This window comes from Streptomyces pristinaespiralis (assembly GCF_001278075.1).
Lineage (GTDB): Bacteria > Actinomycetota > Actinomycetes > Streptomycetales > Streptomycetaceae > Streptomyces > Streptomyces pristinaespiralis.
This window is the reverse complement of sequence record NZ_CP011340.1, coordinates 812,617-838,827: the sequence shown is the minus strand read 5'-3', so window position 1 is coordinate 838,827 and position 26,211 is coordinate 812,617. Positions and strand designations below refer to the sequence as shown.

The following is a 26,211-nucleotide window of genomic DNA, read 5'->3' as shown; positions in this document are numbered from 1 at the left end:
CTGCCCGGCGCCGAGCAACCGCAGCCACGGGTGGCAGTCACCAATGGCTCGGTCGGCCCGGGCGGCCCGACCCTGTTCAGGGCCGCCGCCCCCGTCCCGCCCCGCAGGAGCGTACGGCCCGTCGACCTCGCGGCCTGTTCCCTGACGGACCCTCCGACTCGGAGAATGGAGCGCACGGCATGACGAATGACGGCCCCGTCACCCGCGGGGACCCCGCACCCGGCCAGGGCGCCGAGACCGCCTTCGCGTCGCCGCCGTCCTGTGCTCCCGCGGAGTGGACGGCAGGCGGCGGGTGCAGTGGCGGGCTGGGGCACAGCGCCGCCATCGAGCTCTCCTCCGACCGTTTGCTGCGCGACAAGCACGGCGTGCGTCGAGGCTTGAGGAGGCTGCGCCTCGGCGGCAGGGCGGGGGAGCGGGCGCGGGGGGAGAAGCGGGCCGTGCTCCGTACTCCGGTGATGGAGTGCTACAAGATCGCGGTCATCAGTCTCAAGGGTGGAGGAGAGGCGACCACCACGGCCGCGTTGGGCGCGACGCTGGCCACGGAGCGCCAGGACCGGGTCGTCGCGATCGACGCGAACCCGGATGGCGGCGCCCTCAGCCGCCGTGCGCGTCGTGAGACCGGGGCAACCATCCGCGACCTGGTGGCCGACCTCCCGAACCTCACCACCTACATGGCGGTACGCCGCTACACGTCGCAGGCGTCGAGCGGCTTGGAGATTCTTGCCGATGACGTGGACCCCGCCACTTCGCGGGCTGTCAGCGACGAGGACTACCGCCGGGCCGTGGGCTGTCTCGGACGGCACTACCCGATCATTCTCACCGACTCCGGCATCGGACTGCTGCACAGCACCATGCGTGGTGTCCTGGCCCTCGCTGATCAACTGATCCTCGTCGCCTCGTCCGGCGGGGGCGGCGCGGCCGGCGCCGGCACCGCCCTGGACTGGCTCACGGTCCAGGGCTACGGGGACCTCGTCCGGCGCAGCATCACGGTGGTGGCAGAGACCCGCGACTCCAGAGTCGAAGTGGACGCGGTCGCGGGCCACTTGCGTCACCGGTGCCGTGGCGTGGTGGTGACCCCCTTCGACAAGCACCTCGCGGCAGGCACCGAGGTGGAACCGGCACGGATGAAGGCACGGACCCGAGACGCCTACCTCGGCCTGGCCGCGCTCGTCGCCGCCGACTTCGCCCGCACCCGGCCCGGCGCCGCAGGCCGGGGCCCCGCTCCGCGTCCTGGTCACGACGACGGCCGGCGTTCTCTCCCCTCCGGTGTCGGGTGAGTCAGCAGGCCTCGAACTGGTCAGGCTTCGAGCGTCCGCCGGCGGTCGGCTCCTGGGGGGGCCATCGCTCGTACGAGAGCAGGCGGACGGGCACGGCTGTCGATGCCACCTCGCGGCATCGGGCTCTACCGCGTAGCTCCCGGGGCCCGGCGATCGGTCAGCCTGTGCAGCCCTGTGGTCTCAGGCCGCGCAGTTCGACATCGCTCGCCGCTGGTGGGCGAGCCGCGGCCATGACCGCCGTCGTCGTCAAACGAATGACGGACAGGGGCAGTACGCCTTCCCAGCCCAGGATCCTTATGGCGACGGTGCCGGTTCCGTCCGTCCGGACCTCGAGGCCGAGAGTGTCGGTGCTGCGCCATGTCGCTTCGCCGTTGTCCATGGTTAAGGATGACGCCGACGAACGATGCTGCCGTGAGGCACGCCGATGACGCCCGCGCCCCGGCACTCTGACCGCCCAACGCCATGGTGACGACCGTCCTCGGCTTCCCCGCTCGGTCGGCGAGGCGCCGGCGGGGCCGGTTCAGACGTGGGTGAGGAGGCGCTCCAGCGGCCGGGGCACGCGTTCGAGGTCCAGGTGAGTGATCAGCGCCTGCGCGTAGAGCGCCTTGCGACCGCTGTGCGTGCCCATGAAGCGCCGCAGCTGGTGCTCCACGGGCCGTTCCCGCTGGGCCGGCTGACCCTGGAAGGTGAGGAAGGGGCGCATCTCGCCCTGGGCCTCGATCACCTGCTGCACACCGTCGGCCCCGTGAGCGCGGATCAGCTCGTCCTCCAGGTCGGCGACACACACATGGAACCCGAGTGCCTCCAGCCCGGCCTGTGTGAGACCGGACCCGAGCCCGACCCGCTCCAGATGACGCCGGAAATGCCGCTCCTCGCCGATGTCGCAGAGACCCGCGAGAGGGAGGCCGAGCCCAGGGGGACCGCATATGTTCAGGAAGTGGCCGATGTTGGTCGCACCCCCGAGGGGTACTACCGCGACGCCCTCGGCCTCGAGGTCGCGACTGTGGCGGGCGGCCAGCGCTTGGAGTGCGACCTGGTCGCTGCTGCCCTCGACGAGCACGATCGTCCGCACATCGCCGGCCAGTTCGCGCGCCGTCGCGGCCGCCGCACCCGCCTCCGCTCCGCCGGCCGCCCAAGCCACCAGCGCCAGGCGGAATCGCCTCAACTCGTCCACGAGACCTCGCTTCCCGCCGCCATCCTGGCACGGCCGGGATCCCGTACGCACGTACGTTTTCCGCGGGCGGCGACTCAACAAATCGGCAGGGGGCCCGGCGGGGGGCGTGGTCAGGGGCGAGAGCGCGCGGCTTCCGGTACCGGCCGGGGCGCGGGCATCGCCGCGTGGAAGTGGGGGACCTCCAGGGCGAGGCGGGTGGTGTGGTCGCTCAGGCGGGGGAGTTCGTCGGGCCAGTGAGGGAGTGACAGCCGGGTCGGGCCGGCGTGCAGGCGTGCGCGTGCGACGGCGTAGGTGAGGTTGCCGGCGACGGGTGTGAACACCGGAAGCGGAAGCATCAGGGGCGCCGCCGCGCGCGGCTCCGGCCCGGCGGCGAGGGTGATCTGTGCGCCGAGGTCGGTGGTGATGCGCACCTGCCGGTCGGTCCAGTCGAAGCGGGCCAGTTGCTTGTCCAGTCCCCAGATTTCGCGGCCGCCCACCTGGGAGACCGGGCTGTCGACCCAGATGTGGTGGACGTAGGGGCCGATGCGGTTGCCACGGCGTACGAGGCCGGCGATCAGGAATTCGTTGTAGTGCAGGTCCCCGTCCAGGTAGCGGATCGCGGCGATCACCAGGTGCCGGGGCAGCAGTACGGAAAGGCCGCGAGGCACCCGGGGCCGGTGGTGCGTGGGGAAGAGTCCCGACCACATCGTGCCGGACAGGCGCCACGGTGGCGGCGGGTAGCGGAGAGCCTCCGGCGACAAGGGCTTGTGCGGTGCAGGGTCTGGTGGATGATTCATGCGGTTCTCCGGAGGTTGGTCGCGGCAAGAGCGGGCCGGTCAGCGGGACGGGCTGAGCGGTGGGCCCCGGTGAGCCGGTGGCGCCGGGCCGGGATGTGGGATGTCCATGGTGGTCGTGCCCGCGTTTCGATCGGGGCATCCACGCCCGGGAGGAGGCCGCCGCCATCCGTGCGGGCGACGCCGGAGGTTCCCGGCCCGGCCTGGGCGGTGTGAGTGAGCCGTGACGTGCCGGCGTGGCCGCCGGCGGGACGGGCCGAGCGCCGGTGAGCAGGGGAACGGCGTAGCGACCGCATGGCGCGGTCCCGCACCCAGGGCTCGGGTGCGGGACCGCTTGTCGTGTTCCGGCCGGTGGGGTTACCCGGTCAGGCCTGTTCGGCCTTCCGCCGGCGCACCCACCACATCAGGGCTCCGCCGGCTGCCGCGACGGCGGCGGCGATGGCGGTGATGAGGCCGATGGGGGTGTCGGAGCCGGTGTCGGCGAGGTCGCCGTCGGGGTCCTTGGCCGGCGGGGTGGGGTTGTCGTCGTTGCCGCCCGGCGAGGTGGAGGGCACCGGGGTCGACGGGGTGTCGGTCGGCTTGTCCGTCGGCTTGTCGCCGGGGTCGTCCGTCGGCGTGGGAGTGGGCGTCGCGTCGTCGTCGCTCGACGTCTTCCCGGCGGTGTTCCCGCCGAGCATCACGTAGCCGTCCTGGTCCGCGTCGTCGGTCATCTGCCCGACGGCGAACTGGGCCGTGCGGGGCTTGTAGGGGTGCTCGGCGCGGAAACGCACCGTGTCCATGTTCCGCTTGGGCTGCTTGGAGAAGTCGACACCGCCGACGATGTAGACCAGCACGCCTTCGGCGGTCTCCACGTCGTACTCGAACTCGCCGTTGAGGAAGATCTGCCGGTACTTCTGGAACAGCTCGTTCTTGTCCCAGTTCTGGTTGGGGGCGCGCAGGGGCCACTTCGCCACGTTGTTGCTGTTGATGAGGGAGTGGTAGTCGGTGGGGGCCTTGGCGTCCTGCTGGCGGATGAACTCGGCGGCGACGCGGGCGGTGTAGACGCGGCGCAGGTCCGCGTACTGCGGGGCCGTGTTGATGGTCTTCTCGACCTCGGGGACGATCATCCGGTCGATGACCCGCTGCGCCTCGTCCCGTTCCGCCTTGGACGGGTTGCAGATCTGCTCGCCGCCCGGGTCGGTGGTGAAGTCCTGCGGGGTGGACTTCAGTTGCAGCGGGGCGTCGAGGATGTGGATGCCGCCGTCCTGCTCGCGTACCGTCGCGGTCTGCGGCTCGATCCAGTTGCGGATCCCGGCGAAGCACGGGCGGCCGTTCACCTTGGGCAGGGACGCCCAGAACCGTTTGCCGAGATCGGTCTTCGGGTCCATCGTCTTGAAGAAGTCGTGCTTCATCTGAAGGTCGGCTTCGAGGAGGATCCGCCCGGCGTCGGTCTTGCCGAACTCGGCGTCCATGACCCGCTCGGGCTCGTCCGGGTTCAGGTTCACCCAGAACTTGTCCGGCGTGAGGGCGAGCCAGGTGAAGAACGCGTCCGAGATGAGCTGCGCCTTCTCCTTGCCGCCCCAGCCGGCCGCGTACTCGTCTTCGACCCTCTTCGCGGAGAACGCGTAGTTCAGGCCCTCGCCCTTGACGGGCTTGCCGATGTAACGCAGGTCCAGGGTGGAGAAGTCGACGCCGCCGAATCCCCTCTGCATCCGTCCCTGGGGGTCGGCCGCCCTGAGTCGGTCGAGGCGTTCCTTGAGGTCCTTCGGTGTGGGCGGCGACTGGTTGATGACGTTGTTGCCACCGCCGCGGGAGCCGGTGTTCTTGCCCGCGCCGTTGGACAGGAACGGGTCGCTCCGCCGGTAGGGACCGTTCTCCGTGCCCTTCGGGGCCTGCGGTTTGTGGTCGGAGTGGAAGTTGTACGCCCGCACCCGGTCACGGCCCTGTGCGTCCTTGCCCGCGGCGTCCTTCATGTCCTTCATGAAGGTGCGGGCTTCACTCTTCTGCTGTTCGCCGAAGACGAAGGTGTACTTGTAGGAGTTCCAGCCCCTGTGCCGGGCCCACGCCTTGTCGGCGCGGGTCTGGGACCCGTCCGGCTTGCCGTTGGACTTCATCTCCACGATCTCGCGGGTCTTCTTGTTGTACGCGTCCAGGACCCGCTTGTGACGCACGGTCTTGTTGGGGTCGTTGGGGTCGGGCTCGGTGAAGTACACCTCCTTCTGGCAGATCCAGTCGGGGCCGGTCAGGCCCATCTCCTTGACGACCTTCTTCTCGAACGCCTCCCCGCGCGGGTCGTTGCCCTGGTTGGGGATGTACTGCGAGATCAGATAGTCGTCGAAGTTCGTCCACCGCTTCTGGGCGTTGAAGCGGGCGTAGATGCGGCGCGGGTCGCTGTGGGGGTACTGCTTGTAGTCCTTCCCGGCGGCGTCCAGCTCGTCCTGGGTCGGGTTGAGCCCGTCGAACTCCATGCCGGGGTTCACGTACTCGTACTGGTCCCACAGCTCCTTCGCGCGGGTGCCGTCACGCTGAGGGAGGGACTTCGTGGGAGTGCCCTTGAGGCCGAACAGTTCGTCGCAGCGCTTGCCGGGTTTGAGCGCCGGCGGCTTGGCGGCCTCCGCGCTGTCGAGGGACGGAAGGCCAGTCATGGCCATGACAGCCGCGCAGGCCAGGGCGAGGATGCCACGGGTCCAGACATGCCGTCGTGGCGGTCGTATGAACTCGGTCACTTTGAGAACTCCTGGGGGGCCCAGGATGGGATGGGCCGGGTCAGTGGCCCCCGTGGTCGTTGACGCCGGCCGCGCCAGCCTATGCGGCAACTCACCTCCGATGCACGGGGGTTCGGACCGCGTGTCGCCGTGTCGTGTCGCGCTGCGCCGTGCCGTTACGGTGGCGGGCATGACGGAGAACAGCTTCTGGACGTGCCTGCCGCAGGCGCAGGTGCGGGGGTCGGGTGAGTACACGGTCACGGTCGTGCTGCCGCCGTTCCCGGACCAGTCGGGAGACTGGCCGCCCAACGACCCGGAGCGGGCACGGGAGTTCGCCGCGTCGTTTGGGACGGTCGACGCGGTGCTCGACTATCACGGCGAACAGAACATCAGCGACGGCTTCTCCCTGACGACCCGCGACGACCTCGACTGGATCCAGGTCGGGGTGTGGGGGAACGTGATCGGCATCTCGGACCCTGCTCTGGCGGACGACGGAAACTCGTGGCCGGTGCTGGAGCAGGTCAGGAACCTCGCGGAACGCTTCCCGGGGGCGAAGATCATCGGCAGCGCGACGGTCGACCGCGGGGAGACCCACGAGGAGGCCGCGTGGGTGGTGCCCGGCGTCGAGCCGGTGCACTCCGAGGGCTGGCCGGTCGAGGACGATCCGTCGCGGTGGACGCTGGAAGGCGACCCGCAGGCGGTGCTGGACGCCTGCGGGGTGACGCCGCAGATGGCGAAGGAAGCCGATGTCGCGTACGACCCGGACGATCCCACCTCGACCTACTGGGGCGGCCTCGGGGAACTGATCCTCGGCGTCCACCGGCCCTGGAGGCGGAGGAAGGTACGGACGTCGGTGTTCCGCGTCCGGCACACGCACGACGCCACGGATCTGATGGAAGAGGTGTGGATCTCCGACCAGGGCGCGTATTGAGTCGTGATCAATCTGTCGATTGGGCTCCACCCTGAGCCCTCGATCCGGTAGATCATCTTGCGTGACGCGAGTGCAGCTAACTGACGAAGAGTGGGAGTACATCGGCCCATACCTGCCGATCGGCGAGTACGGGCCGTATCCCGCGCTGCTGCGGCGGCAGTTCGAGGGTGTGATCTGGCGGTTCAAGACCGGCGGGCAGTGGCGGGAGATTCCGCAGGAGTTCGGCGCTTGGTCGACGGTCTCCAACCGCTTCCGGCAGTGGCGTGACGCGGGCGTGTTCGAGGTTCTGCTGGAGGGGCTGATCGCGGAGGCCGCGAAGCGAGGCCAGGTAGACCTGTCGCTGGTCAGCATCGCTTCACCACCGCTCGGGCCCACCACGACGCCGCCGGGATACACCTGGACGAGGACGTGTTCACTGCTCTGGAGAAGGCTGTGTCTGCGACGGCCTCCAGTGGCCCCACCGGAACGGTTTCGTCTGGCCCCACTCTTGAGCCGTGTGGGTGACAGGTCAGGGCAGTGCCGGAGAGGAACGGTTTGGAGTGGCCCCACCCCTCGATCGGGTGACGTTTCGCGGGCGTCCTGGGAAGGAGGCCGGTAGGTGCGGACGGCGGTCCGCGGCGGCCGGTAGCGTGGGTCCACGGAGCCCGTCCGGCTGCTTCCCCTGACAGGATTGCGGACGGGCGGGCGCCTTGTTGGGCGTGGCCGACTAACTCACGTGCGAACGACGCCCAGGTTCATGGGCATAGGCCGTGGGAAGCGTGTCTCAGCGGTTGCGCGTGAAGGTGTCGAGTTCACAGCTGTCGGGGTCGCCGACGTATCCGTAGAGGTGCGGGTTCTCGCGACTGCCGCTGACGTAAAGACCGTCTCCGTAGTACCCACCATTGACGTCGCTGTCCCAGTAGCCGCTGATCTTGTGGAAGGTGAAGTCGACAGGCCAGCCGGAGTCGTCAGCGGTAGTCAGCTCCCAAGTTCCGCTTCCGGTTCTGCTCTGCGGGTCACCGGTGGCTTCTGCAAGACTTGCGGGCCACCCGAGTGTGGTGAACGTCCCGTCGTTGCTGAGAGTCACGCGTCCGACAGTGCTTTGATAGGTGCCGACCAGGTCCTTCGTGCTGAGTCCCTCCGGCCGCTGGCCCGCCCCAGGACATGGGGAGTAGCGGCCGCAGCCGGTCGCACTCGCCGATGCCGCCAGGATCAGCGTGCATGCCAGACCGAACAGTCTTCGGTTCATATCCCGCCCCACCCAAGAGACCTAACTCGTTGCAGTCTCCCAGTAAGCCTCTCGGGCCCGGCGCGGGGTCTGGCTTGTCGAGAGCTTGAATCCGTGGTGAGAGCGAGAGTTTCAGCCGTCGCTCTCACCAAGAGATCGCTCTCGTCAGGCCGCGGCCGCTTTGCGCTTGGCCGTGGTGCTGGCGAGGCGGAAGGACTGGGTGCCAGTCTCGATGATGTGGGCCTCGAAGGTGAGCCGGTCGACGATGGCCTGACAGAGCCGCTTGTCGGTGAAGGTCTGGTCCCACTCGGTGAACGGCCTGTTCGAGGCGATCGCGATCGCGTGCCGTTCCTCGCGTTCGGTGAAGATCTGGAACAGCAGCTCGGCGCCGTGCCGGTCGAGCTTGACGTAGCCGAACTCGTCGAGGCAGAGCAGGTCCACCCGGCCGTACTTCTTGATCGTGCGCCCCAGCTGCTTGTCACTGGCAGCCTCGGCCAGCTCGTTCACCAGGTTCGCCGCAGTCGTGTATCGGATGCGTCCGCCGGCCTCCGCGATCGCGGTGCCGAGCCCGATCAGCAGGTGGGACTTGCCGGTCCCGGAGTCGCCGATCAGGCAGAGCGGGTTGCCGGCCTGGACCGTTCCTCCGGGGCCAAAAGAGGCCGTCCTAGACAGGTCCGCGGGCCGGTCGGTCGCCCACGCACCCGACCGGACGCGATTGCCGGGGACAAGGCCTATTCATCCCGTGGCAACCGCGCCCACCTGCGCAAACGTCACATCAAGGCGGTCATCCCGGAGAAGTCGGACCAGGCCGCCAATCGGAAGAGGAAGGGCCCCGGGGGCGGTCGGCCCGTCGGACACGACGCCGACCTCTACAAGGAGAGGAACACCGTCGAACGGCTGATCAACAAGCTGAAGGCCTGGAGAGGCATCGCCACCAGGGCAGAGCTACCTCGCGGGCCTCCACCTACGCGCCTCGATGATCTGGATCAAGGACCTCACCCGGGGGCTTCCGTGTCCGGATGCCGGGCGTGACACAACGCAGCGGTGAGGACAGGGAACCAGACGCTGGACAACACCCTCCGCCAACTGGAGCGCACGATCCGCGCTGTGCGGACGTCCGAAGATCGGCCCTCCAGGCAGTCCTACTCCATGTCCCACTTTTCCAGAAGATCGAAGAGGTGCCGATCGCCTTCGAGCGTCAGGGAGTCCAGCGGGATGCGACCGTAGAAGGCCAGGACCAGGTCACTCGCCGTGCCCCGGGCGGAGACGTCGACCGACTCCGAGTCCTCGCCGGCGGCGGGCACACCGCCGGATTCGGGCAGACGGAAGGCCCGCGAACCATCGGCGGAGACCGATTGGCGCCAGGAGCCGCCCTCGGTGACGTGGTAGTCGACGACGGCAGGCTTGTGCGGCCAGGCGACCGTCGTGGTGCAGCAGGTGAACAGGAACTCCTCGACACCATCGAGCGCCACGTCCTCCGGCAGCGGCTCCGGGGCGCCCACGGTGAGCTGGGCGTCATAGGTGTGCATCGCGATCTCCTGGAGCTGGTGCCGGGCGACGGCACCGCAGGTCCGCGGCGACTGCGACGAGCCCCACCACGTCCAGCAACCGCGCTCCGGGCCGGCCTCCCGCAACGCGTCCAGCATCTGCTGCGTCGACTCGGCCAGCCAAGCGAGCAGGGCCTCGTGCTCCTGCGGTGCGGCCAAGCCCTCCCCCGCCAACTTGCCCGAGGCGTCCGGCCCAGCCGCCACCGTGGCGGCCCAGGCGCGACGCCCCTCGCCCAGGTGGTGCACCAGGTCGAGCAGCGTCCACTCGGGGCAGGTCGGCACCTGCACATCGAGGCTGGGCGCGGAGGCGATCGCGGCCCGGAAGGCGGCCGACCGCTCGTCGATCAGGCGCAGCAGCTCGGGGAAGTCCAAGGTCTTGGTCACCCAGGTTTCCTATCACTGTGCGGCGGCGACCGACCAGCGATTTTCGCAGGACGGCACCTTGACGCCCAGCCCGGCCGGTCTAGCGGGCGCAGCGAAGCAGCATCGCAGACCATCAACCGGAGCGAGCCGCGCACGCGGCGACTGGTTCGCCTCTCCAAGGGCATAGCTTCGATCGCCATGCGCCTCGACGACACGACTCGCACCGAAGATTCGCCCTGAGGCTTTGCAGCACAGCCGCCATTGCCAAGATCAACGACCCCAACCTGGACAACCGTTGATCACGACTCGATACGCGCCCTAGCTAGGGCGTGTCCGATGGGTCATGGCAATGGCTTGAGCGTCACCTAGGCGGTGTGGCGATGATGTGCGGGTGTTCTACGAAGATCTCAGCGAGTACGACTACCAGGACGAGGATGCGTTTACGGACAGGGAGTCCGGCTATTACGCGGCCTGGTACCGCCCCGAGTACACCCGCCTGAATATCGGATGGCTGGAATCCGGCGAACCGTACTCGACAGGATGGGTCTCCACGGCCTTCGTGGAGAAGCTGAAGGCCGTTCAGGAGGTCCAGTGGATGAACGTCTGCCTCGGGGTGCACGAGTGCGACCTGTGTCCTGCGGCAGTCGCTCCGGAAGGAAACGGAGAGCTACGGATCCCGGGCCGGCCCGGCACCGCCTATGCCGCTCCGTTCCTGATCACCCACTACGTCACCGCCCATGGTTACCGGCCGCCGCAAGTCTTCATCGATGCCGTTCTGGCCGTCGATCTCGACGTGTGGGCGGCCGCGCGATGGCCCAACGTCCCCTTCCCTTGGGTTCCGGAAGACGCGGAACGCATGTTGGAGTAGCGGCGAGCGAACTCACCTGCGCAGCCGGAGCCGGATTGAGGCGACCGAGACCGTCCCGTGAAAGATGTAGGCCCTCTGGGCGCGTGCTTCCTCCCCGGCTGCTGTGGCGTGATCCCCGGCCCATCCCCCGGTTCAATCGGCAGGAGCCGGTGACCCAGATCGTCCGGGATCCCGGCTTCCACGAGCCGAGCGATGAGGACGACTGCTACCGGACCGCACCGGGTGCAGCGCCGGCTGGAGAAGGCTGCGGCCTCAGGCCCGGCCCAGAACAGCCCGCGTAGCGAATGTGCCCGTCATAGCCACTCCGCAGGGCTGCTTGGTGTCCTGGAGCCGTCGGACGGCACGATGGTGGCATGGCCCATATCGCGCTCTTCCACTCCGTTCTCGGTCTGCGCTCCGCCGAGCTCCTCGCCGCCGAGCGACTGCGGCATGCCGGGCATGAGGTCGTCACGCCCGATCTCTACGGCGGTGAGACCGCGGCCACTCTCGACCAGGGGTTCCGGCTTGTGGAAGGGATCGGCTGGTCGGCAGTGATCGAGCGGGCTCGGCAGGCTCTGGACGCGATGCCGGACGAGACCGTCCTGGTCGGTGTCTCGATGGGGACCGGCGTCGTCTCCGACCTGTGGGCCGAGCGCCCCGGTACCGCTGGTGTCGTCCTGCTGCACGCCACGGCCGACATCCCCGGCTCCGTGCGGCCGGGTCTCCGCGTCCAGCTGCACGCGGCCGAGCCGGACCGGTTCGCCCCGCCTGAGCGTGTCGCCGCCATGACCCGGACGGCACGGGAGGCCGGGGTCGACCTGGAGATCTTCCGCTACCCGGGCGCCGGCCACTTCTATACCGACCGCGACCTCCCTGACTACGACCCACAGGCCGCGGAGCTGACCTGGCGCCGGGTGCTGGACTTTGCCGGGCCAGGGCCGGAACGAGAATGTCGGTGATCGGTGAGTCGGCGCCGGCGTGTGTACGGCGTACGGAGGCAGGCGGATATGTTGGATGAGTACGCCAGCTGCGACATTTATGTCGACTCGGATGATCACGACCTCGTGCGTCGCTCGCTTTCCTCGACCCTGGGCATAAAGGGTGAAACGCGGCTCAAGGTCGGTGCCGTTGAAATCTCGATCGCCCATAACGACTACGAAACCGGCGGTGAGGGGTTCCTCGACTGGTGGACCGTCATCGAGTGCAGTGCGACTCACGACGCCGCTCCGAAGAGCGTTGTGTCGTCCGTGCAGGCAGTACTCGACGCCTTGAGGGGCTCTCGGATCAGGGCGCTCCCCTCCTGCTACTTCGAGGACGAACTCGACTTCTGATCGACGAGACGCCGGCACGCTGACGCCCGCCGTGGTGCGGCGGGCGTGGCAGGGCGGCAAGAAGGCGTGGGGCCGGGTGCCGGTTCCTACTTGCTGTGCACGATCTGGATCAGGTTGCCGCACGTGTCGTCCAGGACCGCCGTGGTGACCGGGCCCATCTCCAGCGGCTCCTGGGTGAAGTTCACCCCGAGCTCGCGCAGCCGGGCGAACTCCGCCCGGACGTCGTCCACGGCGAAGGAGGTGGCCGGGATGCCGTCCTCGACCAGTGCCGTCTTGTAGGGCTGGACCGCGGGGTGGCCGGAGGGTTCCAGCAGCAGTTCGGTGCCTTCGGGGTCTTCCGGCGAGACCACGGTGAGCCACCGGTCCTCGCCCATGGGGACGTCGTGCTTCTTCACGAAGCCCAGTACGTCGGTGTAGAAGCGCAGGGCCTTCTCCTGGTCGTCGACGAAGACGCTCGATACGTGGATCCTCATGGGGTGCTCTCCGGTGTCTGGGGCCTGAGCCATCGGGTCATGATGGACTCGAGGGGTTCGGTGTTGAGGTCATGGAACTTGTATCGGCCCTGGCGCCGTGAAACGACCAGACCCGCTGACTCCAGTACGGCCAGATGTTGGCTGACCGCCTGGCGGGACAGCCCCAGGCCGTGTTTCGTCAGCAGCCGCGTGCAAATCTCGAACAGGGTCTGGCCGTCCCGTTCCACCAGCTCGTCAAGGATGCGCCGACGGGTGGGGTCGGCCAGTGCCTTGAAGACATCCTCCGCCATGACCCCCACGATAGGCAAGTGAACACTTGCCTATCAAGTCGGGGGAGGCCACGTGGTGCGGACGGCTTCAAGCGTGCGGGCCCATGTCGGCCGTCTCCGCCGTAAGGCCCGCGGAGGTCTCCATGAGGGAGACCGTGAACGGGTGCCGCGGCGTGGTCAGCACCTCACGAGCCGTCCCCTGTTCGACGACTTCCCCGCCGTTCAGTACGGCGATACGCGTCGCCACGGCCGCGACCTCCAGGTCATGGGTGATCAGGACGAGGGCCAGCTCCGGGCGCTCGCGCTGGACGGCGGCCAGCAGGTCCAGGAGGGCCCGGCGCGTCACCGGGTCGAGACCGGAGGTGATCTCGTCGCAGACCAGCACCCACGGCCGCGCGAGCAGAGCGCGTGCGATCGCGGCCCGCTGGAGCTCGCCGCCGGACAGCTGTCCCGGCCGGCGCCGCACGCCTTCCTCCGCGAGGCCGAGGCCGGTGAGGGTGTCCAGCGCCTCGGCGCGGGCCTCGTCCGGTACGGCACCGCGCAGCCGTACCGCCGTGCGGGCCACCTGGTCCAGCACCGGACGGTGTTCGTCGAAGGAGGCCCGCGCGTCCTGGAAGACGTACTGCACTGCGGCCAGTTGGCCGCGCGTGCGGGCGCGCAGACTGCGGGGGAGCGGCATCCCGTCGAGCAGGACGTCGCCGTCGTGGTCGCGGTGGAGTCCGGCCAGGCAGCGGGCGAGCGTGGTCTTGCCGCTGCCGGAGCGGCCGACGACGGCGAGGCACTCCCCGGCCCTGAGCGTGAGGGCGCCGGCGCGCAGTGCCACGGTCCGGCCGTACCGGGCGACCAGGCCACGGACCTGGAGTACGGCTGCGCCGTGTCCGTCCCGTGCGGTGGCCGGCAGGCCCGGGCCCGGGGCGACGAGTTCACGGGTCCACGGGTGCCGCGGCTCCAGCCGGATCCGGTCCACCGTGCCCGACTCCACCACCCGGCCGCCCCGCATGACCAGGACTTCGTCCGCGAGAGCCCGTACGACATCCATGTCGTGGCTGAGCAGCACCACCGCGATGCCCTGACGGGCGACCTGCGCCAGCTGGTCGACGATGCGCCGCTTCGTCAGCGCGTCCTGGCCGGTGGTCGGCTCGTCCGCGACCACCACCCGCGCTCCGAGCAGCAGTGCCTGGGCCAGGACGACGCGCTGCTGCTGACCGCCCGAGAGCTGGTGCGGATAGCGCCGAAGCAGTTCCTCGCCCTCCGGGAGCTGGGCCAGGGCGAGCGCGCGCACGATGCGGTCCCGGGCGGCGTCCCGGCGCTCGGCCCTGGGCAGTTCGCGGACCTGGGCGCGGGCGATGTCGCGCAGCAGCGCGCCCACCCGGCGTGCGGGGTTGAGAACGGACGCCGGCTGCTGGGGTACGTATCCCACGAGGCCCGCCGGCACCCGCACCTCACCGGACACGCGTGCGCCCGCCGGGTATTCGCCGAGCAGCGCGAGCCCCGTAGTGGTCTTGCCGCTGCCGGACGCGCCGACGAGCGCGGTGATCTTCCCGGGCACGACCTGGAGGTTCACGCCGTCGACGATCGCCCGGCCGCCGACCTCGATCCTCAGCCCCGTGATCCCGGCGACCACGCTCATGTCCGTCTCCTCTTGTCCAGCAGTGCGTCGAAGAGCAGGTTGCCGCCCATGGTCAGGCCCACGATCAGCAGCGCGGGCACCACGACGGCCCAGGGCTGCACGAACAGGCCCGTGCGGTTGCGGTCCACCATCACGGCCCAGTCGGAGGCGTCCGGTGCGACGCCGACGCCGAGGAACGCCGCTGTCGCCACCAGGTAGAGCACCCCGGTCAGCCGTACGCCCGCGTCGGCGGCGAGGGTGCGGCCGATCGATCGGCCGACGTAGCCCACGGCCATGCGCCACCAGCTCTCGCCCTGCATGCGCAGCGCCTCGACCGCCGGGCGCGACGCCGCCTCGGCGGCCGCCGCACGGACGATCCGGGCGGCGTCCGGGATGTTGACCAGCGCGACGAGCAGCGCCAGACCGGCCGGCCCCGGCGTGAGGACAGAGGCCACGAGGAGGATCGTCAGCAGAGACGGCACGGCCAGCAGCACGTCCAGCGGCCGCATCAGCACCTCTTCCAGCCATGCCCGGTCCGTCAGAGCGCTGATCAGCCCGAGCGGCAGCGCCACCAGGTAGGCGAGCAGTGTCGCGGCGAGCGCCACGAGGACCACCGGCCGCCCGCCGAGCAGGACTTCGCGCCACACGTCCCGGCCGGTGAAGTCCGTGCCCAGCCAGTGACCGCCGCCGAGCGTGAACGAAGCGGCGCGCGGCCCCGGTTCACCCGCGAACAGCGGCCCCAGCAGTGCCAGTACGAGCGGCACGCCCACGATGAACGCGCCGAGCGCGAAACGCGACTTCATGCCGCCGCCTCCGCCCGGGGAGCGAACCGGCGGGTGACCAGGTCGGCCCCGAGGTTGAGGACGACGGTGGTGAGCCCGAAGACCACCGCGAGGCCCTGCACCACGGGTACGTCGCGCTCGGCGACCGCGTTGATCAGTACGGTGCCCAGTCCGGGGATCACGTACAGCGCCTCCACGACGATCACCCCGCCCAGCAACCAGTCTATGGTGCGGGCCAGTTGCTGGGCCGCGGGCGCGACCGCGTTGGGCAGCGCGTGGGCGTACCGCACGCGCGCCCCCGGGATTTTGTAGCGGCGGGCGTGGGCGACGTACGGCGAGGTGAGCGCCTCGATCATGCCGGCCCGGACCAGGCGGGCCAGGGAGCACACAGGCCGGGACAGCAGCACGAGGACGGGCAGCACCAGAGCGGCGGGATGCGCGAGCAGGTCCGTCCCGTAGCCGACGGCGGTCGGCGGCAGCCAGCCCAGGCGCAGCGCGAAGACCGTGATCAGCAGCATGCCGAACGCGAACTCCGGTACCGCGTAGACCCCCAGCGTCGTCGAGCTGACGAGCCGGTCGACGAGCCGCCCCTCGTGGCGGGCGGCCAGCACCCCGAGGCCGACCCCGGCCGGCACCAGTAGGACGACCGTCACGGATGCGAGCAGCAGGGTCGGTCCGAAGCCGTCCGCCAGGTATGTGGTGACGGGCCGCCCGGACACCAGGGAGACACCGAAGTCGCCGTGCAGCAGACCGGCCGCCCAGTCCGCGAGCCGTTCGTGGGCGGGCCGGTCCAGATCCATGGCCGCGCGGATGGCGGCGATCCGCCCTGGGTCGGGCTGGTCGCCGGCGAGCGCCACGGCGGCATCGCCCGGCAGCGCCTCGGTGAGGGCGAAGACGAGCAGCACCACGGCCGCCGTCTGCCCCAGGCCGAGCAGCAGCCGCCGGGCTGCCCAGGAGCGGAGTCCGCTCACGCCAGCCACACCTTGTCGAAGCGCGCCCAGTCGAGGGAGTTGGCGGGCGCCTTCGTCTCCACGCCGCGGACGTTGCGGGCGGTGCCGATGATCCAGTCGGCGAAGCCCCAGACCAGGAAGCCGCCTTCGGCGTGCAGTCGGCGCTGCATGCGTTCGTAGACCGCGGCCCGCTCCTCCTTGTCCCTGGTGGACTGCGCCTGCTGGTACAGGGCGTCGAAGTCCTTGTGCTGCCACTTGGTGGCGTTGGTGGTGGAGTCGGTGAGCAGGCGCTGGGAGATGTGGGCCTCGATGGGCATGGCGCCGGAGCGGTAGGAGCACAGCGTGCCGGAATCGAGGATGTCCTTCCAGTAGCTGTCCTTGCTCCCGGTCCTGACCTTGACGGTGACGCCGGCCTTGGCCGCCTGGTCGCGGAAGATGGTCGCGGCCTCGGTGAACCCGGCGGCGACGGGCGAGGTGTCGAGGGTGACTTCGAGGCCCTCGGCGCCCGCTTCCTTGAGCAGCGCCTTGGCCCGGTCGATGTCCTGCTCCCGCTGGGGCAGACCGGCGGCGTAGTACTCGTAGCCCTTGCCGAAGAGGTCGTTGCCGATCTCGCCCGCGCCGGAGAGGGCACCGTCGACCAGTTCCTTGCGGTCGGCGATCAGGAAGAACGCCTCGCGGACCCGCTTGTCGTCGAAGGGCGGCCGGTCGGTCTTCATGACGAAGGACTGCATGGCGCTGTTGCGCAGCCGGACGATCCGGACCTGGTCCCTGTCCTCGTGGGCGCGGGCCGTGGTGGGGTTCAGTTCGTGCGCGTACTCGATCTGCCCGCCGAGGAGGGCGTTGATACGTGCGGATTCCTCGTTGGCGACGACGAACTCCAGCTCGTCGAGGTAGGGGGCGCCGTCCCAGTAGTCGTCGTTGCGCTTGAACACCGCGGACCGGCCGGGTGCGAAGGACACGAAGCGGAACGGCCCGCTGCCGACGGGGTGCTTGTCGAAGTCCTGAACCCCGGCCGGGACGATGTACGCGCCGAACGCGGCCACCACGTTGGGGAATTCGGCCGTGGGGCGCTTGAGGACGAACTCGACGGTGCGCGCGTCGAGGGCGCGGCTGGCCGCCAGGTCGAGGGGTTCCAGCGACGCCTTGGCGCGGAACGCCTTGTCCGGGTCCGTGATGCGGCGGTAGCTGTGGAGCACGTCCTGGGCGGTGACCGGCCTGCCGTCGTGGAACATCGCCTCGCGAAGGGTGACCTTCCAGCGCGTCAGGCCGGCGTCGGGTTCCCACGACGTGGCGAGGCGCGGCCGGGCGGAGAGGTCCGGTCCGTAGTCCGCGAGCTTGTCGAAGAGGGCCTTGGCCCGGGCCACGTCGGCGAACAGGTTGCTCAGGTGCGGGTCGAGCGTCTCGCCGGCGCCACCACCGGCGAAGGCGGCGCGCAGCCGTCCCCCGCGCCGGGGCTTGCCGTCCCCCTCGGCGGAGGCGCCCGGCTCACCGGAGTCACCCGTGCATCCGGTGAGGGCGAGCGCGCCGGCGCCGACCGCACCTGTGGCCACGGCGAGGAAGCCCCGGCGGCGTATTCCGGGCAGGCGGGGATCGTTCACGGGGACGTCGTTCATGGCGTTTCCTTGCTGTACGACGGGACATCGGACCGTGGCGGCTGTGCGTGTGCTGCCGCGGGCAACGGTCCTGCGCCGGGCCGGTCGGTGGCTGATACGGCACGTGGGTACGCGGACACCCCGGCGTTCCCTCGGTTTGACGAGGCGATACGGTATCGATAATCGTTTTCATTGTCACGCGAGTAATGGCACCGCCCGGCGGCAGCGATGCGCCCCACCAGCCCGACGGTCCTCCGGCCCGCGGCCGCCGACAGCAAGGAGACCCGCCATGACCGATGCGGCACCCCCCTCGTACACCCTGCGGCCGGCCACGCCGGCCGACGTGGAAGGTGCGCGCCGGGTCATGCTCGACACCATCTACCGGGACTTCGGCTACGGCTACGTCCCCGCCTGGCACCGTGACGTCGTCGAGATCACCCCGACCTACCTGGACGATCCCCGCCACCTGCTGCTGGTCGCTGTGCGCGACGGCGAGGTGGTGGCCACCACCGGCGTACGGTCGGGGGGTCCCGTCCATCCGCCGCACCCGCGGTGGCTCGCCGAGCGCTACCCGCCGGTGACCACCGCGCAACTCGTCCGCGTCTATGTGAGCTCGGGGCACCGGCGCCACGGCCTGGCGCGCACCATGGTGCACAGTGCGTGCGACTTCGTGGCCGCGACACCCGGGTACGACAGCATCTACCTGCACACCGACGTCAACGTGCCGGGCGCGGAGGCCTTTTGGCGAAGCATGGCCAAGGAGGTCTTCGACGCACGCGCGACGGGTGAGCACGGCCAGGGGGTCGGGACGGTGCACTTCGAGATCCCCATGCCGGTCGGTCGCGATCGGCGTGATGCCTCAAGGTCCGCGTGAGGCGGTCACGCTCTATGCGTGCAGGGGCCGTCGTAAACGACAATCATTTTCATGTAGCCTGAGCGTCATGAAACACGACCGGCTTCCGGTGACGGTCCTCTCCGGATTTCTCGGGGCGGGCAAGACCACCCTGCTCAACCATGTCCTGAGCAACCGGCAGGGGCTGCGCGTCGCCGTGATCGTCAACGACATGAGCGAGATCAACATCGATGCGGCGCTGGTGCGGGGCGGCGAGGCCGCCCTGTCCCGCACCGAGGAACGCCTCGTCGAGATGACCAACGGCTGCATCTGCTGCACACTGCGCGACGACTTGCTGGAGGAGGTCGACCGCCTCGCCCGCGAGGGACGCTTCGACCATCTCCTGATCGAGTCCAGCGGAATCTCGGAACCCATGCCCGTCGCGGCGACGTTCGCCTTTCCGCGCGACGACGGCGCCACCCTTGGCGATCTCGCGCGGCTCGACACCATGGTCACAGTCGTCGACGCCGCGAACTTCCTGCCCGAGCTCACGAAGGGCCACGGGCTCGCCGAGCGGGGGCTCGACCAGTACGAGGGCGACGAGCGCACGGTCAGTGATCTCCTGATGGACCAGATCGAGTTCGCCAACGTCATCGTCCTCAACAAGCTCGACCTCGTCGACGCGGCGGATGCCGACCTCCTCCGCGCCGCACTGACGCGGCTCAACCCGGCCGCCCGTGTCGTGCCGGCCACCCAGGGACGTGTCGCTCCGCACGAGGTCCTGGGCACCGGGCTGTTCGACCTGGAACGGGCACAGCAGGCGCCGGGCTGGGTGATGGAGCTGAACGGCGACCACGTGCCGGAGACGGAGGAGTACGGAATCTCCAGCATCGTCTTCCGCTCGGAGCGCCCCTTCCACCCGGGCCGTCTGTGGAGGTTCGTGACCGAGGGCATGGACAGCGGGGCGTACGGCCGGATCCTCCGCTCCAAGGGCTTCTTCCGGCTGGCGAACCGCCCGCGCGTGACCGGCCTGTGGTCCCAGGCCGGCTCGGTCGCCCGCTTCGAGCCCTCCGGTGTCCATGACGCCGGGACCGACCATGGCCAGGAACTCGTCTTCATCGGCACCGGCTTGCGCCGGGACGCACTGCACGCCGCGCTCGCGGACTGCCTCATGAACGACAGCGAGAGCGTCCCCGCCGACGATCCGTTCCCGTCATGGGACGTCCACGGCCTGGACGACACCTGCGACCACGAACATCCCGCACCGGTGCCGACCGGCCATGTGGCGCCCGAGTGACCGGCCTTCGCGTCACGCCCTGAGCAGTCGGCCGAGCAACGGCCGGCCCGGCACCGCCGATCGACCGGCTGCCCGCTGCCCGCTGCCCGTGCCGTTCGACCGGCACGGGCGGCAAGGCGGCGAGGTCGCATCACGCGACGGCGGTCCCCTCGAGCTCGACCATCTGGCCCGGGATCGCCAGCCGTGTCACCCCGAGCATCGTGGTGGCCGGTGCCACCCCGGCGGCGCCCAGCCGCGAGGCCAGCACACCGTAGTGCGGGAAGAGCAGATCGACGTCGGTGGTGTAGACGTTGAGCCGGACGAGGTTCGCGAGGGACATGCCGGCCTCGCCGAGCACGGCCTCCAGGTTGTCGAGGCTCAGCGCCAACTGCGCGGCCATGTCGCCATCGTGCCGGGGCTTGCCGTCGCCGCTCATCGCGGTCTGTCCGGAGCAGTAAAGGGTCCGGGTGTGCCCGGAGACGAGCTCGCCCTGGTTGAACCCCATCTCCACCGACCACGTCACCGGGTTGACCGCCGTTCGTTCCACTGCCACATCAGCTCCAATCGCTTCATCGAAAGTACGTACGCCCATCGGCGCGACAGCCGCCATCGTCGACGTCGGTGCTCACGAGCCTTTCAACAAAGCACGACACCCTTCGTCATGTATTCGATACGGTTTTCGTATGCGCGCCGATCGGCTTGTCTCACTGGTGCTGCTGTTGCGTCAGCGCGGCCGGCTGACCGCGGACACGCTGGCCCGCGAGCTGGAGGTGTCCACCCGTACCGTGCTGCGCGACATCGAGGCGCTGTCCGCAGCGGGCGTCCCGGTCTACGCCGAACGCGGCCGGCACGGCGGGTTCGCGTTGATGCCCGGGTTCCGGACCGAGCTCACCGGACTGAACCACGACGAAGCCCTTGCCCTGCTGACCGCCGGATCGGCGCGCGGCGAGCAGGTGTTCGGGCTCGGCTCGGCGCTCGCTTCGGCCATGCGCAAGGTGGTCGACGCACTGCCCGAAAGCCATCGGACCACCGCGAGCGACGCGGCCCGGCGATTCCTCGTCGAGCCGGAGACCGACCTGCTCTCACGCCGGCCGGTCACCGAAGAGGTGCCCGACAGGACGATGATGGAGATCCGGCGCGCGGTGCTCGCCGGACACAAACTGCGGATCCACTACGCGGCCACGGACCAGGCGCCATGGTGGTGCACGGTGGACCCGATCGGCCTGGTCACCGTGCGCGACCGTAACTACCTGCTGGCCACGAGATCCGGCGCGGACCGCACCTACCGGCTGTCGCGGGTGCTGGCCGCCGAGGAACTGTCCGAACCGGCACAGCGACCGAACCGGGTCGATCTGGACCGGGCCTGGCGGGAACGCTGCGCGCAGTTCCTTTCCACCGGCCATATAGCCGTGCTGATACGGGTGGACCCGGAGCGGCGGGAGGACCTGCTGAGCACCGCGGTGGCCGTCCGCGCAGCAGAACCCGACGCGGACGGCTGGCTGCGGCCGGAGGCGACGTTCCAAGATCTCCGACACGCCGAGTGGGCGCTGTGGCAACTCGGCACGGACGCGGAGGCCCTCGCCCCCGGGTCGCTGCGCACCGCCCTGCGCGACCGCGCCGCCGCGATGGCCGCTCGCTACGGAGACTCATCCTGAGAGGGCGTCCCGCCCGGGCACGGGCCGCCCGCGCACCCGGCCCCGGCGGGCCCGCGCGGACCAGACGTGCGGCGGCCACGCGATCCGGGCAACGCGTCGTCCGCGACGAGGCCCCCGGTGCTCGTCGCGGGCCGTCAACGAGCGGCTGTGACCGGCACGTTCCCCGTACGCCCTAGGCGGCGTCGGTCCTGTCCGGTTCGGCGTCCGGCTCCGTCTGCCGCAGGCGTGCTTCGACACGGCCGTCGGTGACACGGGTGTCGAAGGCGGGCTGCGGCGCGGTCGCCGGGCCCTCTACGTTCCAGCCGTCGGCCAGGCGGAACACGCTGCCGTGCCAGGGACAGCGGACGCAGCCGTCGCTGACCGTCCCTTCGGAGAGCGGGCCGCCCAAATGGCTGCACGCGTCGGCGAGTACGTGCACGGTGTCGCCGCCCTCGCGCACCACCACGACCGGCACGTCGTCCACGTGTCGGCGGACGGCGAGCCCGACCGGGAGGTCGTCGACGGCGCCGATCTCCCGCCACCCGGGCTTCACGAGATGGGGCACCGCTTCCGCGTGGTTGGCGCCTGACGCCTGCCGGTAGGCCAGGTGGCCGCCGATCGCGCCCCCGAGGCTCACGGCAGCGAGCCCCGCGAAGCCGAGGGCCTTGCCCAGCTGGGTGCGACCTTGCGTCCGGGCGGTGAACGACCCCGCGTACAGCGCCACGGCCGTGATGTTCGACGCGGCGTGCACGAGCCCCACCCGCATCTGCTGACGCTGCAGATCCGCCCAGTCGACCCAGCCCGCCGCGGCCGCCGGGGCGGCCGTGGCAAGACCCACCCCGACCAGGGCGCGTGCTCCCCGGTGCTGCCCGGGAAGCAGGTCGAGCACTGCCGCGGAGAACCAGCTGCCGATCGGCACCTGCACCATCAGGGGATGGACGGGATGCCCCAGCCACCTGCCGTGCAGGAAGTCCCTGCCACGCCCCAGAGGAAGCCCGTGCACGGCCCGCCGGACACGGTCGATCACCCGGTCGTTGCGCGGGTGACGCTCCAGCCGGTCCATGGCCGCGAGGAAACGGCCGGGGCCCGCGGAGGACGAGAAGAAGCGCTGCCGGAGTTCAGGCCGGCCGCTGCCCGGTGATTCGACCCATTTGTTCATGGGAGCTGAGTAACCATTGCGCGAGCCCACGAAACCGCAGCCGGACGGAGCCCCTCCGGCGGGCGTCGTGCGTTCGTGCCACCGGCCACCCTCAGGGGCGACGGCCCAGTGGCGAGGCATCGGGTGCAGCAGCACGTGCACACGCACGTCGTCATCGCCGGGCTCCTGTTCACGTTCGCGCCCCGCCGCCGTCGCGCTGAAGCCGCTGCCGCTGCCGCGTGAGCCGTACAGGCACGGGGCGCGGGTCCGTGCCCCGGGTCCGCAGGGCAGACGGTCCGCAGCGGGTGATTCTGCTGTCCTGCTGGGTACGCGGCCGGGGTCCGGGAGGGCAACGATGAAGCCGTACAGCGTCCACCACGGGAAGGAACCGGGACCATGTCGGATCAGGAAAACGGATTCGCGGCGTCGGATCCGGAGGAGGAGCCGGACTTCGCGGACGAGCATTCCCGTCCCACCTATGCCGATGAGCCTTCCCCGGAGGAACCCGACGAATCCGTTCCGTCGGGGGAGGGCGGGGACGGGGGAATGGACCCCGCCTGAAAGGCGCCATGACCTTTATCATGAGGCGCATGGCGAATCGGCCCCCAGAGAAGCCCCGACTGCTGTCGGGCGGTAACCCGCAGATTCCCAAGGGCGACGGCGATGAGCCGGTCCAGGCCTATATCGAAGCGATGCCGGGCTGGAAACGCGATGTCGGCCGCCACCTGGACGACCTCGTCGTGCGTACCGTCCCCGGCGTGCGCAAGGCGGTCCGCTGGAACTCGCCCTTCTACGGCATTGAGGGCAACGGGTGGTTCCTCGCTTTCCACTGCTTCACGAAGTACGTGAAGGTGTCCTGGCTCAACGGCTCCTCCTTGGACCCGCTTCCCCCTGGCGAATCCAAGCATGAACGCGTGCGCTATCTCGACATCCATGAGGACGAGGAACTGGACGAGGAGCTCCTTGCGAGCTGGCTCGGCCAGGCCGCCGACCTGCCCGGTGATGACCTCTTCTGAGCAGAGATCAGTGACGCGCCCGTGCCCGCCTTGCCACGAACCAGGCGGTGACGCATGCCGCGCCCGCCATCGCGATCGCCCGGACGCGTGGGCTCCCCGCGCCGGTCCTGACCATGTCGCGCGCCCTGTCGAACACACTCAGCGGTACTCCGGCGAGCACGTTCGCGAGCGGACGGCGGGGCACGGCCGGGTGGGGACGTGTAGGGGCGGTGCGCCGCACCGTCTCCCACGTGGTGCCCAGCCGCCGCAGCCGTGCGGGGTCATGGCCGAGCGCCTCCTGGAGCCGTGGCAGGAGCAGATCCTCCTCGTCGCGAATGTCCTGCCGTATGAGGGAGAAGGCCTGCTCGACGAGCTCGTCGTGGCGGGGGTCGGCGGGGTCGGTACGTTCGACGGCCGCGACCAGGTCGTTGATCTCCTGGTGCTCCTGCTCGACCCGCGATGTCAGTTCCTCGCCGTCCTCGGCGAGCCGCCGCAGCGTGGGCCACAGCACGGTCTCTTCGGCGAAGGCGTGGCTGAAGGTCAGCTGAATGATGTCCTTCAGTGTCTGCTTCCGGTCCTCCGGAGGCCTGCCGTCCGACACATAGAGGTTCATGAGGCGGTCGAGCTCGGCGTGGTCACGCCGTTGCCGGGTCAGCACGCTGGCCACGCCGCCGAGCTCCTCGACGCTCTGCCGGGTGATGGATAGGGACATCGGGATCTCCTCGGCCCATGTGGGGGCCGGCCGGTTCCGGCGTCCCGGCGGGAGCCGGGGCGACGTACCCCGTCACGGCCACCACCGCTCATGAACGCCGGATGACGATGTCAGTGGCCGGCGGTCGGATGCGTACGGCGGGTCAGCAGGAGGCCGAGGGCGATCATGCCGAGGCCGAGGGCGAAGTGGAGCCAGTCGTCGGCGGTGTTGAGGGGAACGAAGTTGGCGGCGCTGTCATGGTCGATGAGCAGGCCGTACAGCCACAGCGCCAGGTAGACGATCCCGCCGCCGATGAGGAAGGTACGGGCGGTCGCGGCGGCCCGGGCCATGGCGAGGCCGGCGAGGCCGAACAGCAGGTGCACGAGGTTGTGCAGGATCGATACCTGGAACAGCCCCAGCAGCTTGGCCTCCGAGTGATGCTCGGCGAATTCCATGCTGCCGTAGTCGGTGGTTATCCCCGGGATGAATCCGAGAACGCCGACGAGAAGAAACACCACGCCGACGATCATCGCGGCCTGCTGCACCGGTGTCGTGGCCGTGGGCGTGCGATGTGTGGTCATGAGATGCCCTTCCAGGTTCGTCGCCTTCGCTGCCGGTTCCGCGAGTACCCAGGGCGTCCGAATTGCACTCCTCGTCGGCGGTGGATCCGGTTGATGAAGGCAGCCTCGGAAGAAATGTCCCGCGAAAAGGAATTGCCCGTGCTCAGCACATTCCCGCGGCGGAAGCCGTGTGCCGCTTCTGCGTGGGCCCACAGCGAAGGGGGCGAATCCGGCGCTCCCGTCGGAGTGGCGGGCGAGAGCCCCTGAGCGGTGGCCGAGTGCCGCCTCAGCGGCTCCTTTGCGTGCTGTCTCGGGAACGGGCCTCCGGTTCGTACGTCGACCTGCGGTCCGGCTGCTGCCCGGCCGGACCGCCGTGTACCGAGCCGTCCCCGCAGCCGGCCGCTTCACCGAGTCGACGGCCCCCTCGCCCCCGTGGGGAATTCCTCGACGCCCAGCACCCGCAGGAGCTCCAGCCGCTCGCGTGCTTCGGCGTCCGCCGGGGTGAGCACCAACAGCTGCTGTCCCTGGTCCGGAGTCACGAGGGTCTCGCAGTCCATCCGGAGGCGGCCCACCCGCGGATGCAGCATGGTCTTGCGGTCGGCGCGCCGGACCGCCACCTCGTGCTCGGCCCAGAGCCGGCGGAAGTCGGCGCTCGCGGCCAGCAACCGGTCGACGAGTCCGGCGACCGTGGGGTCGCCGTGCCGCCGGCCGACGGCCGCGCGCAGGTCCGCCACGAGCTGCCGGGCCTGGTGCTCGTGCTCCTCGGGCGGATGAACGGCGCGGGCGGCGGGGTCGGTGAACCAGCGGTACACGACGTAGCGCCGGTCGCCGGACAAGCCGGTGTGGTCGCCGCCCATCAGCAGGACGGACGCCCGGTTCTGGGCGAGGATCTCGCCCAGGTCGGACAGCACCAGGGCCGGGGTGTCGCCGAGCAGGTCGAGCATGCGCACCAGGCCGGCGCGGGCCAGGCGGGCCACCCCGTCGGCGGGCGGGGGCCGGTGGCCGGCCAGGTGGAACAGATAGTCGCGTTCGTCGTCGGAGAGGCGCAACGCCCGGGCCAGCGCGCCGAGCAACTGCGTCGAGGGCTGACTGCTGCGGCCCTGCTCGAGGCGTACGACATAGTCCACCGACATGCCGGCGAGCATGGCCACCTCTTCCCGGCGCAGGCCGGTCGTGCGGCGGCGCGGGCCTTCGGGGATGCCGACCTCCGCCGGGCGGATCCCCTCGCGGCGGTGGCGCAGGAAGTCGGCGAGCTGATCACGTTGCATGGCCCCAT

At 70.1% G+C, this 26,211-nt stretch carries 27 protein-coding genes and 3 pseudogenes; 12 read left to right on the top strand and 18 right to left on the bottom strand.

Features of this window, described 5'->3' with window-relative positions; genetic code table 11:
- The first annotated feature begins 179 nt into the window (after window positions 1-179).
- Window positions 180-1,277, top strand: coding sequence for a MinD/ParA family ATP-binding protein (locus tag SPRI_RS03345; protein WP_050791399.1), 1,098 nt, complete (start codon window positions 180-182; stop codon window positions 1,275-1,277).
- Window positions 1,278-1,434: 157 nt separating this feature from the next.
- Here the strand turns inward: SPRI_RS03345 and SPRI_RS38415 are convergent, their stop codons facing one another.
- From SPRI_RS38415 to SPRI_RS03330, 4 genes are all read right to left on the bottom strand, one after another.
- Window positions 1,435-1,656 (bottom strand): hypothetical protein, encoded by a 222-nt coding sequence (locus tag SPRI_RS38415; protein ID WP_005308274.1) that lies wholly within the window; start codon window positions 1,654-1,656, stop codon window positions 1,435-1,437.
- Between the two features lie 141 nt (window positions 1,657-1,797).
- Window positions 1,798-2,451 carry an ATP-dependent endonuclease gene (locus tag SPRI_RS03340; RefSeq protein ID WP_005308271.1) on the bottom strand — a complete coding sequence of 218 codons (654 nt, stop codon included), beginning with the start codon at window positions 2,449-2,451 and terminating at the stop codon, window positions 1,798-1,800.
- A gap of 110 nt (window positions 2,452-2,561) precedes the next feature.
- Window positions 2,562-3,227, bottom strand: a complete 666-nt coding sequence (locus SPRI_RS03335; protein ID WP_005308269.1) for an acetoacetate decarboxylase family protein — start codon at window positions 3,225-3,227, stop codon at window positions 2,562-2,564.
- Between the two features lie 362 nt (window positions 3,228-3,589).
- Window positions 3,590-5,929 carry a hypothetical protein gene (locus SPRI_RS03330; RefSeq protein WP_234020316.1) on the bottom strand — a complete coding sequence of 780 codons (2,340 nt, stop codon included), beginning with the start codon at window positions 5,927-5,929 and terminating at the stop codon, window positions 3,590-3,592.
- A gap of 169 nt (window positions 5,930-6,098) precedes the next feature.
- Here SPRI_RS03330 and SPRI_RS03325 point away from each other — a divergent pair, with 169 nt between their 5' ends.
- Together SPRI_RS03325 and SPRI_RS36775 are read left to right on the top strand one after the other, a co-directional pair.
- Window positions 6,099-6,839, top strand: coding sequence for a DUF6333 family protein (locus SPRI_RS03325; RefSeq protein ID WP_063805322.1), 741 nt, complete (start codon window positions 6,099-6,101; stop codon window positions 6,837-6,839).
- Between the two features lie 61 nt (window positions 6,840-6,900).
- A pseudogene (locus SPRI_RS36775) lies at window positions 6,901-7,271 on the top strand (transposase); the annotation flags it as partial.
- A 331-nt stretch (window positions 7,272-7,602) separates the two neighbouring features.
- Here SPRI_RS36775 and SPRI_RS03320 read toward each other — a convergent pair.
- Window positions 7,603-7,905: a hypothetical protein gene (locus tag SPRI_RS03320; protein ID WP_234020315.1), complete on the bottom strand. Its 303-nt coding sequence runs from the start codon at window positions 7,903-7,905 to the stop codon at window positions 7,603-7,605.
- A 306-nt stretch (window positions 7,906-8,211) separates the two neighbouring features.
- Window positions 8,212-8,682: pseudogene (locus SPRI_RS36770) on the bottom strand (ATP-binding protein); the annotation flags it as partial.
- Between the two features lie 39 nt (window positions 8,683-8,721).
- Here SPRI_RS36770 and SPRI_RS36765 point away from each other — a divergent pair.
- Window positions 8,722-9,094: pseudogene (locus tag SPRI_RS36765) on the top strand (transposase); the annotation flags it as partial.
- Window positions 9,095-9,188: 94 nt separating this feature from the next.
- Here SPRI_RS36765 and SPRI_RS03310 read toward each other — a convergent pair.
- A complete protein-coding gene (locus tag SPRI_RS03310; protein WP_005308256.1) occupies window positions 9,189-9,977 on the bottom strand; it encodes a maleylpyruvate isomerase N-terminal domain-containing protein in 789 nt (262 codons plus the stop codon).
- Window positions 9,978-10,347: 370 nt separating this feature from the next.
- Between SPRI_RS03310 and SPRI_RS03305 the strand changes: the two genes are divergently transcribed.
- The 3 genes from SPRI_RS03305 to SPRI_RS03295 all read left to right on the top strand — a co-directional run bounded on the left by SPRI_RS03305 (window position 10,348) and on the right by SPRI_RS03295 (window position 12,134).
- A complete protein-coding gene (locus SPRI_RS03305) occupies window positions 10,348-10,824 on the top strand; it encodes a DUF7919 family protein (RefSeq protein WP_005308253.1) in 477 nt (158 codons plus the stop codon).
- Window positions 10,825-11,177: 353 nt separating this feature from the next.
- Window positions 11,178-11,762 carry a dienelactone hydrolase family protein gene (locus SPRI_RS03300; RefSeq protein WP_005308251.1) on the top strand — a complete coding sequence of 195 codons (585 nt, stop codon included), beginning with the start codon at window positions 11,178-11,180 and terminating at the stop codon, window positions 11,760-11,762.
- Window positions 11,763-11,810: 48 nt separating this feature from the next.
- Entirely contained in the window at window positions 11,811-12,134 is a 324-nt protein-coding gene (locus SPRI_RS03295; RefSeq protein WP_005308249.1) for a hypothetical protein, read from the top strand.
- 86 nt (window positions 12,135-12,220) lie between these two features.
- On the opposite strand, the gene SPRI_RS03290 is transcribed toward SPRI_RS03295, so the two are convergent.
- From SPRI_RS03290 to SPRI_RS03265, 6 genes are all read right to left on the bottom strand, one after another.
- Complete coding sequence (locus SPRI_RS03290) at window positions 12,221-12,607, bottom strand: VOC family protein (RefSeq protein WP_005308247.1); 387 nt, start codon at window positions 12,605-12,607, stop codon at window positions 12,221-12,223.
- On the bottom strand, window positions 12,604-12,897 hold the full coding sequence (locus tag SPRI_RS03285; RefSeq protein ID WP_037773060.1) for an ArsR/SmtB family transcription factor: 294 nt from the start codon (window positions 12,895-12,897) through the stop codon (window positions 12,604-12,606). Before SPRI_RS03285 ends, SPRI_RS03290 begins: the two co-directional genes overlap by 4 nt.
- Window positions 12,898-12,964: 67 nt before the next feature.
- A complete protein-coding gene (locus tag SPRI_RS03280) occupies window positions 12,965-14,506 on the bottom strand; it encodes an ABC transporter ATP-binding protein (RefSeq protein WP_037773058.1) in 1,542 nt (513 codons plus the stop codon).
- Window positions 14,503-15,288 carry an ABC transporter permease gene (locus SPRI_RS03275; RefSeq protein WP_005308242.1) on the bottom strand — a complete coding sequence of 262 codons (786 nt, stop codon included), beginning with the start codon at window positions 15,286-15,288 and terminating at the stop codon, window positions 14,503-14,505. Before SPRI_RS03275 ends, SPRI_RS03280 begins: the two co-directional genes overlap by 4 nt.
- On the bottom strand, window positions 15,285-16,238 hold the full coding sequence (locus tag SPRI_RS03270) for an ABC transporter permease (protein WP_005308240.1): 954 nt from the start codon (window positions 16,236-16,238) through the stop codon (window positions 15,285-15,287). Before SPRI_RS03270 ends, SPRI_RS03275 begins: the two co-directional genes overlap by 4 nt.
- On the bottom strand, window positions 16,235-17,830 hold the full coding sequence (locus SPRI_RS03265; RefSeq protein ID WP_182327896.1) for an ABC transporter substrate-binding protein: 1,596 nt from the start codon (window positions 17,828-17,830) through the stop codon (window positions 16,235-16,237). The genes SPRI_RS03270 and SPRI_RS03265 overlap by 4 nt, the downstream gene beginning before the upstream one ends.
- Before the next feature lie 268 nt (window positions 17,831-18,098).
- Here SPRI_RS03265 and SPRI_RS03260 point away from each other — a divergent pair, with 268 nt between their 5' ends.
- Window positions 18,099-18,683, top strand: coding sequence for a GNAT family N-acetyltransferase (locus tag SPRI_RS03260; protein ID WP_005308235.1), 585 nt, complete (start codon window positions 18,099-18,101; stop codon window positions 18,681-18,683).
- A 67-nt stretch (window positions 18,684-18,750) separates the two neighbouring features.
- Window positions 18,751-19,938: a GTP-binding protein gene (locus SPRI_RS03255; RefSeq protein WP_037773056.1), complete on the top strand. Its 1,188-nt coding sequence runs from the start codon at window positions 18,751-18,753 to the stop codon at window positions 19,936-19,938.
- A gap of 130 nt (window positions 19,939-20,068) precedes the next feature.
- Here the strand turns inward: SPRI_RS03255 and SPRI_RS03250 are convergent, their stop codons facing one another.
- Complete coding sequence (locus tag SPRI_RS03250; protein WP_037773055.1) at window positions 20,069-20,464, bottom strand: RidA family protein; 396 nt, start codon at window positions 20,462-20,464, stop codon at window positions 20,069-20,071.
- Window positions 20,465-20,600: 136 nt separating this feature from the next.
- Between SPRI_RS03250 and SPRI_RS03245 the strand changes: the two genes are divergently transcribed.
- Window positions 20,601-21,572 carry a helix-turn-helix transcriptional regulator gene (locus tag SPRI_RS03245; protein ID WP_053556684.1) on the top strand — a complete coding sequence of 324 codons (972 nt, stop codon included), beginning with the start codon at window positions 20,601-20,603 and terminating at the stop codon, window positions 21,570-21,572.
- A 172-nt stretch (window positions 21,573-21,744) separates the two neighbouring features.
- On the opposite strand, the gene SPRI_RS03240 is transcribed toward SPRI_RS03245, so the two are convergent.
- Window positions 21,745-22,710, bottom strand: a complete 966-nt coding sequence (locus SPRI_RS03240; RefSeq protein ID WP_005308226.1) for a Rieske (2Fe-2S) protein — start codon at window positions 22,708-22,710, stop codon at window positions 21,745-21,747.
- 375 nt (window positions 22,711-23,085) lie between these two features.
- Here SPRI_RS03240 and SPRI_RS38735 point away from each other — a divergent pair, with 375 nt between their 5' ends.
- Both SPRI_RS38735 and SPRI_RS03235 read left to right on the top strand, forming a co-directional pair.
- Complete coding sequence (locus SPRI_RS38735; protein ID WP_182327898.1) at window positions 23,086-23,250, top strand: hypothetical protein; 165 nt, start codon at window positions 23,086-23,088, stop codon at window positions 23,248-23,250.
- A 29-nt stretch (window positions 23,251-23,279) separates the two neighbouring features.
- A complete protein-coding gene (locus SPRI_RS03235) occupies window positions 23,280-23,705 on the top strand; it encodes a DUF1801 domain-containing protein (RefSeq protein WP_037773053.1) in 426 nt (141 codons plus the stop codon).
- Window positions 23,706-23,712: 7 nt separating this feature from the next.
- Here the strand turns inward: SPRI_RS03235 and SPRI_RS03230 are convergent, their stop codons facing one another.
- From SPRI_RS03230 to SPRI_RS03220, 3 genes are all read right to left on the bottom strand, one after another.
- Window positions 23,713-24,396 carry a hemerythrin domain-containing protein gene (locus tag SPRI_RS03230; protein WP_037773052.1) on the bottom strand — a complete coding sequence of 228 codons (684 nt, stop codon included), beginning with the start codon at window positions 24,394-24,396 and terminating at the stop codon, window positions 23,713-23,715.
- 110 nt (window positions 24,397-24,506) lie between these two features.
- A complete protein-coding gene (locus SPRI_RS03225) occupies window positions 24,507-24,956 on the bottom strand; it encodes a DUF4383 domain-containing protein (protein ID WP_037773051.1) in 450 nt (149 codons plus the stop codon).
- A gap of 383 nt (window positions 24,957-25,339) precedes the next feature.
- Window positions 25,340-26,203 (bottom strand): helix-turn-helix transcriptional regulator, encoded by an 864-nt coding sequence (locus SPRI_RS03220; RefSeq protein WP_005308219.1) that lies wholly within the window; start codon window positions 26,201-26,203, stop codon window positions 25,340-25,342.
- Between the last annotated feature and the right edge of the window lie 8 nt (window positions 26,204-26,211).

Excerpts from the sequence above, each read along its gene's own strand:
- SPRI_RS03345 (WP_050791399.1), top strand. The coding sequence starts at position 180 with ATGACGAATGACGGCCCCGTCACCCGCGGGGACCCCGCACCCGGCCAG.
- SPRI_RS38415 (WP_005308274.1), bottom strand. The coding sequence starts at position 1,656 with ATGGACAACGGCGAAGCGACATGGCGCAGCACCGACACTCTCGGCCTC.
- SPRI_RS03335 (WP_005308269.1), bottom strand. The coding sequence starts at position 3,227 with ATGAATCATCCACCAGACCCTGCACCGCACAAGCCCTTGTCGCCGGAG.
- SPRI_RS03325 (WP_063805322.1), top strand. The coding sequence starts at position 6,099 with ATGACGGAGAACAGCTTCTGGACGTGCCTGCCGCAGGCGCAGGTGCGG.
- SPRI_RS03300 (WP_005308251.1), top strand. The coding sequence starts at position 11,178 with ATGGCCCATATCGCGCTCTTCCACTCCGTTCTCGGTCTGCGCTCCGCC.
- SPRI_RS03295 (WP_005308249.1), top strand. The coding sequence starts at position 11,811 with ATGTTGGATGAGTACGCCAGCTGCGACATTTATGTCGACTCGGATGAT.
- SPRI_RS03290 (WP_005308247.1), bottom strand. The coding sequence starts at position 12,607 with ATGAGGATCCACGTATCGAGCGTCTTCGTCGACGACCAGGAGAAGGCC.
- SPRI_RS03285 (WP_037773060.1), bottom strand. The coding sequence starts at position 12,897 with ATGGCGGAGGATGTCTTCAAGGCACTGGCCGACCCCACCCGTCGGCGC.
- SPRI_RS03280 (WP_037773058.1), bottom strand. The coding sequence starts at position 14,506 with ATGAGCGTGGTCGCCGGGATCACGGGGCTGAGGATCGAGGTCGGCGGC.
- SPRI_RS03275 (WP_005308242.1), bottom strand. The coding sequence starts at position 15,288 with ATGAAGTCGCGTTTCGCGCTCGGCGCGTTCATCGTGGGCGTGCCGCTC.
- SPRI_RS03265 (WP_182327896.1), bottom strand. The coding sequence starts at position 17,830 with ATGAACGACGTCCCCGTGAACGATCCCCGCCTGCCCGGAATACGCCGC.
- SPRI_RS03260 (WP_005308235.1), top strand. The coding sequence starts at position 18,099 with ATGACCGATGCGGCACCCCCCTCGTACACCCTGCGGCCGGCCACGCCG.
- SPRI_RS03255 (WP_037773056.1), top strand. The coding sequence starts at position 18,751 with ATGAAACACGACCGGCTTCCGGTGACGGTCCTCTCCGGATTTCTCGGG.
- SPRI_RS03245 (WP_053556684.1), top strand. The coding sequence starts at position 20,601 with ATGCGCGCCGATCGGCTTGTCTCACTGGTGCTGCTGTTGCGTCAGCGC.
- SPRI_RS03240 (WP_005308226.1), bottom strand. The coding sequence starts at position 22,710 with ATGAACAAATGGGTCGAATCACCGGGCAGCGGCCGGCCTGAACTCCGG.
- SPRI_RS38735 (WP_182327898.1), top strand. The coding sequence starts at position 23,086 with ATGTCGGATCAGGAAAACGGATTCGCGGCGTCGGATCCGGAGGAGGAG.
- SPRI_RS03235 (WP_037773053.1), top strand. The coding sequence starts at position 23,280 with ATGGCGAATCGGCCCCCAGAGAAGCCCCGACTGCTGTCGGGCGGTAAC.
- SPRI_RS03230 (WP_037773052.1), bottom strand. The coding sequence starts at position 24,396 with ATGTCCCTATCCATCACCCGGCAGAGCGTCGAGGAGCTCGGCGGCGTG.
- SPRI_RS03225 (WP_037773051.1), bottom strand. The coding sequence starts at position 24,956 with ATGACCACACATCGCACGCCCACGGCCACGACACCGGTGCAGCAGGCC.
- SPRI_RS03220 (WP_005308219.1), bottom strand. The coding sequence starts at position 26,203 with ATGCAACGTGATCAGCTCGCCGACTTCCTGCGCCACCGCCGCGAGGGG.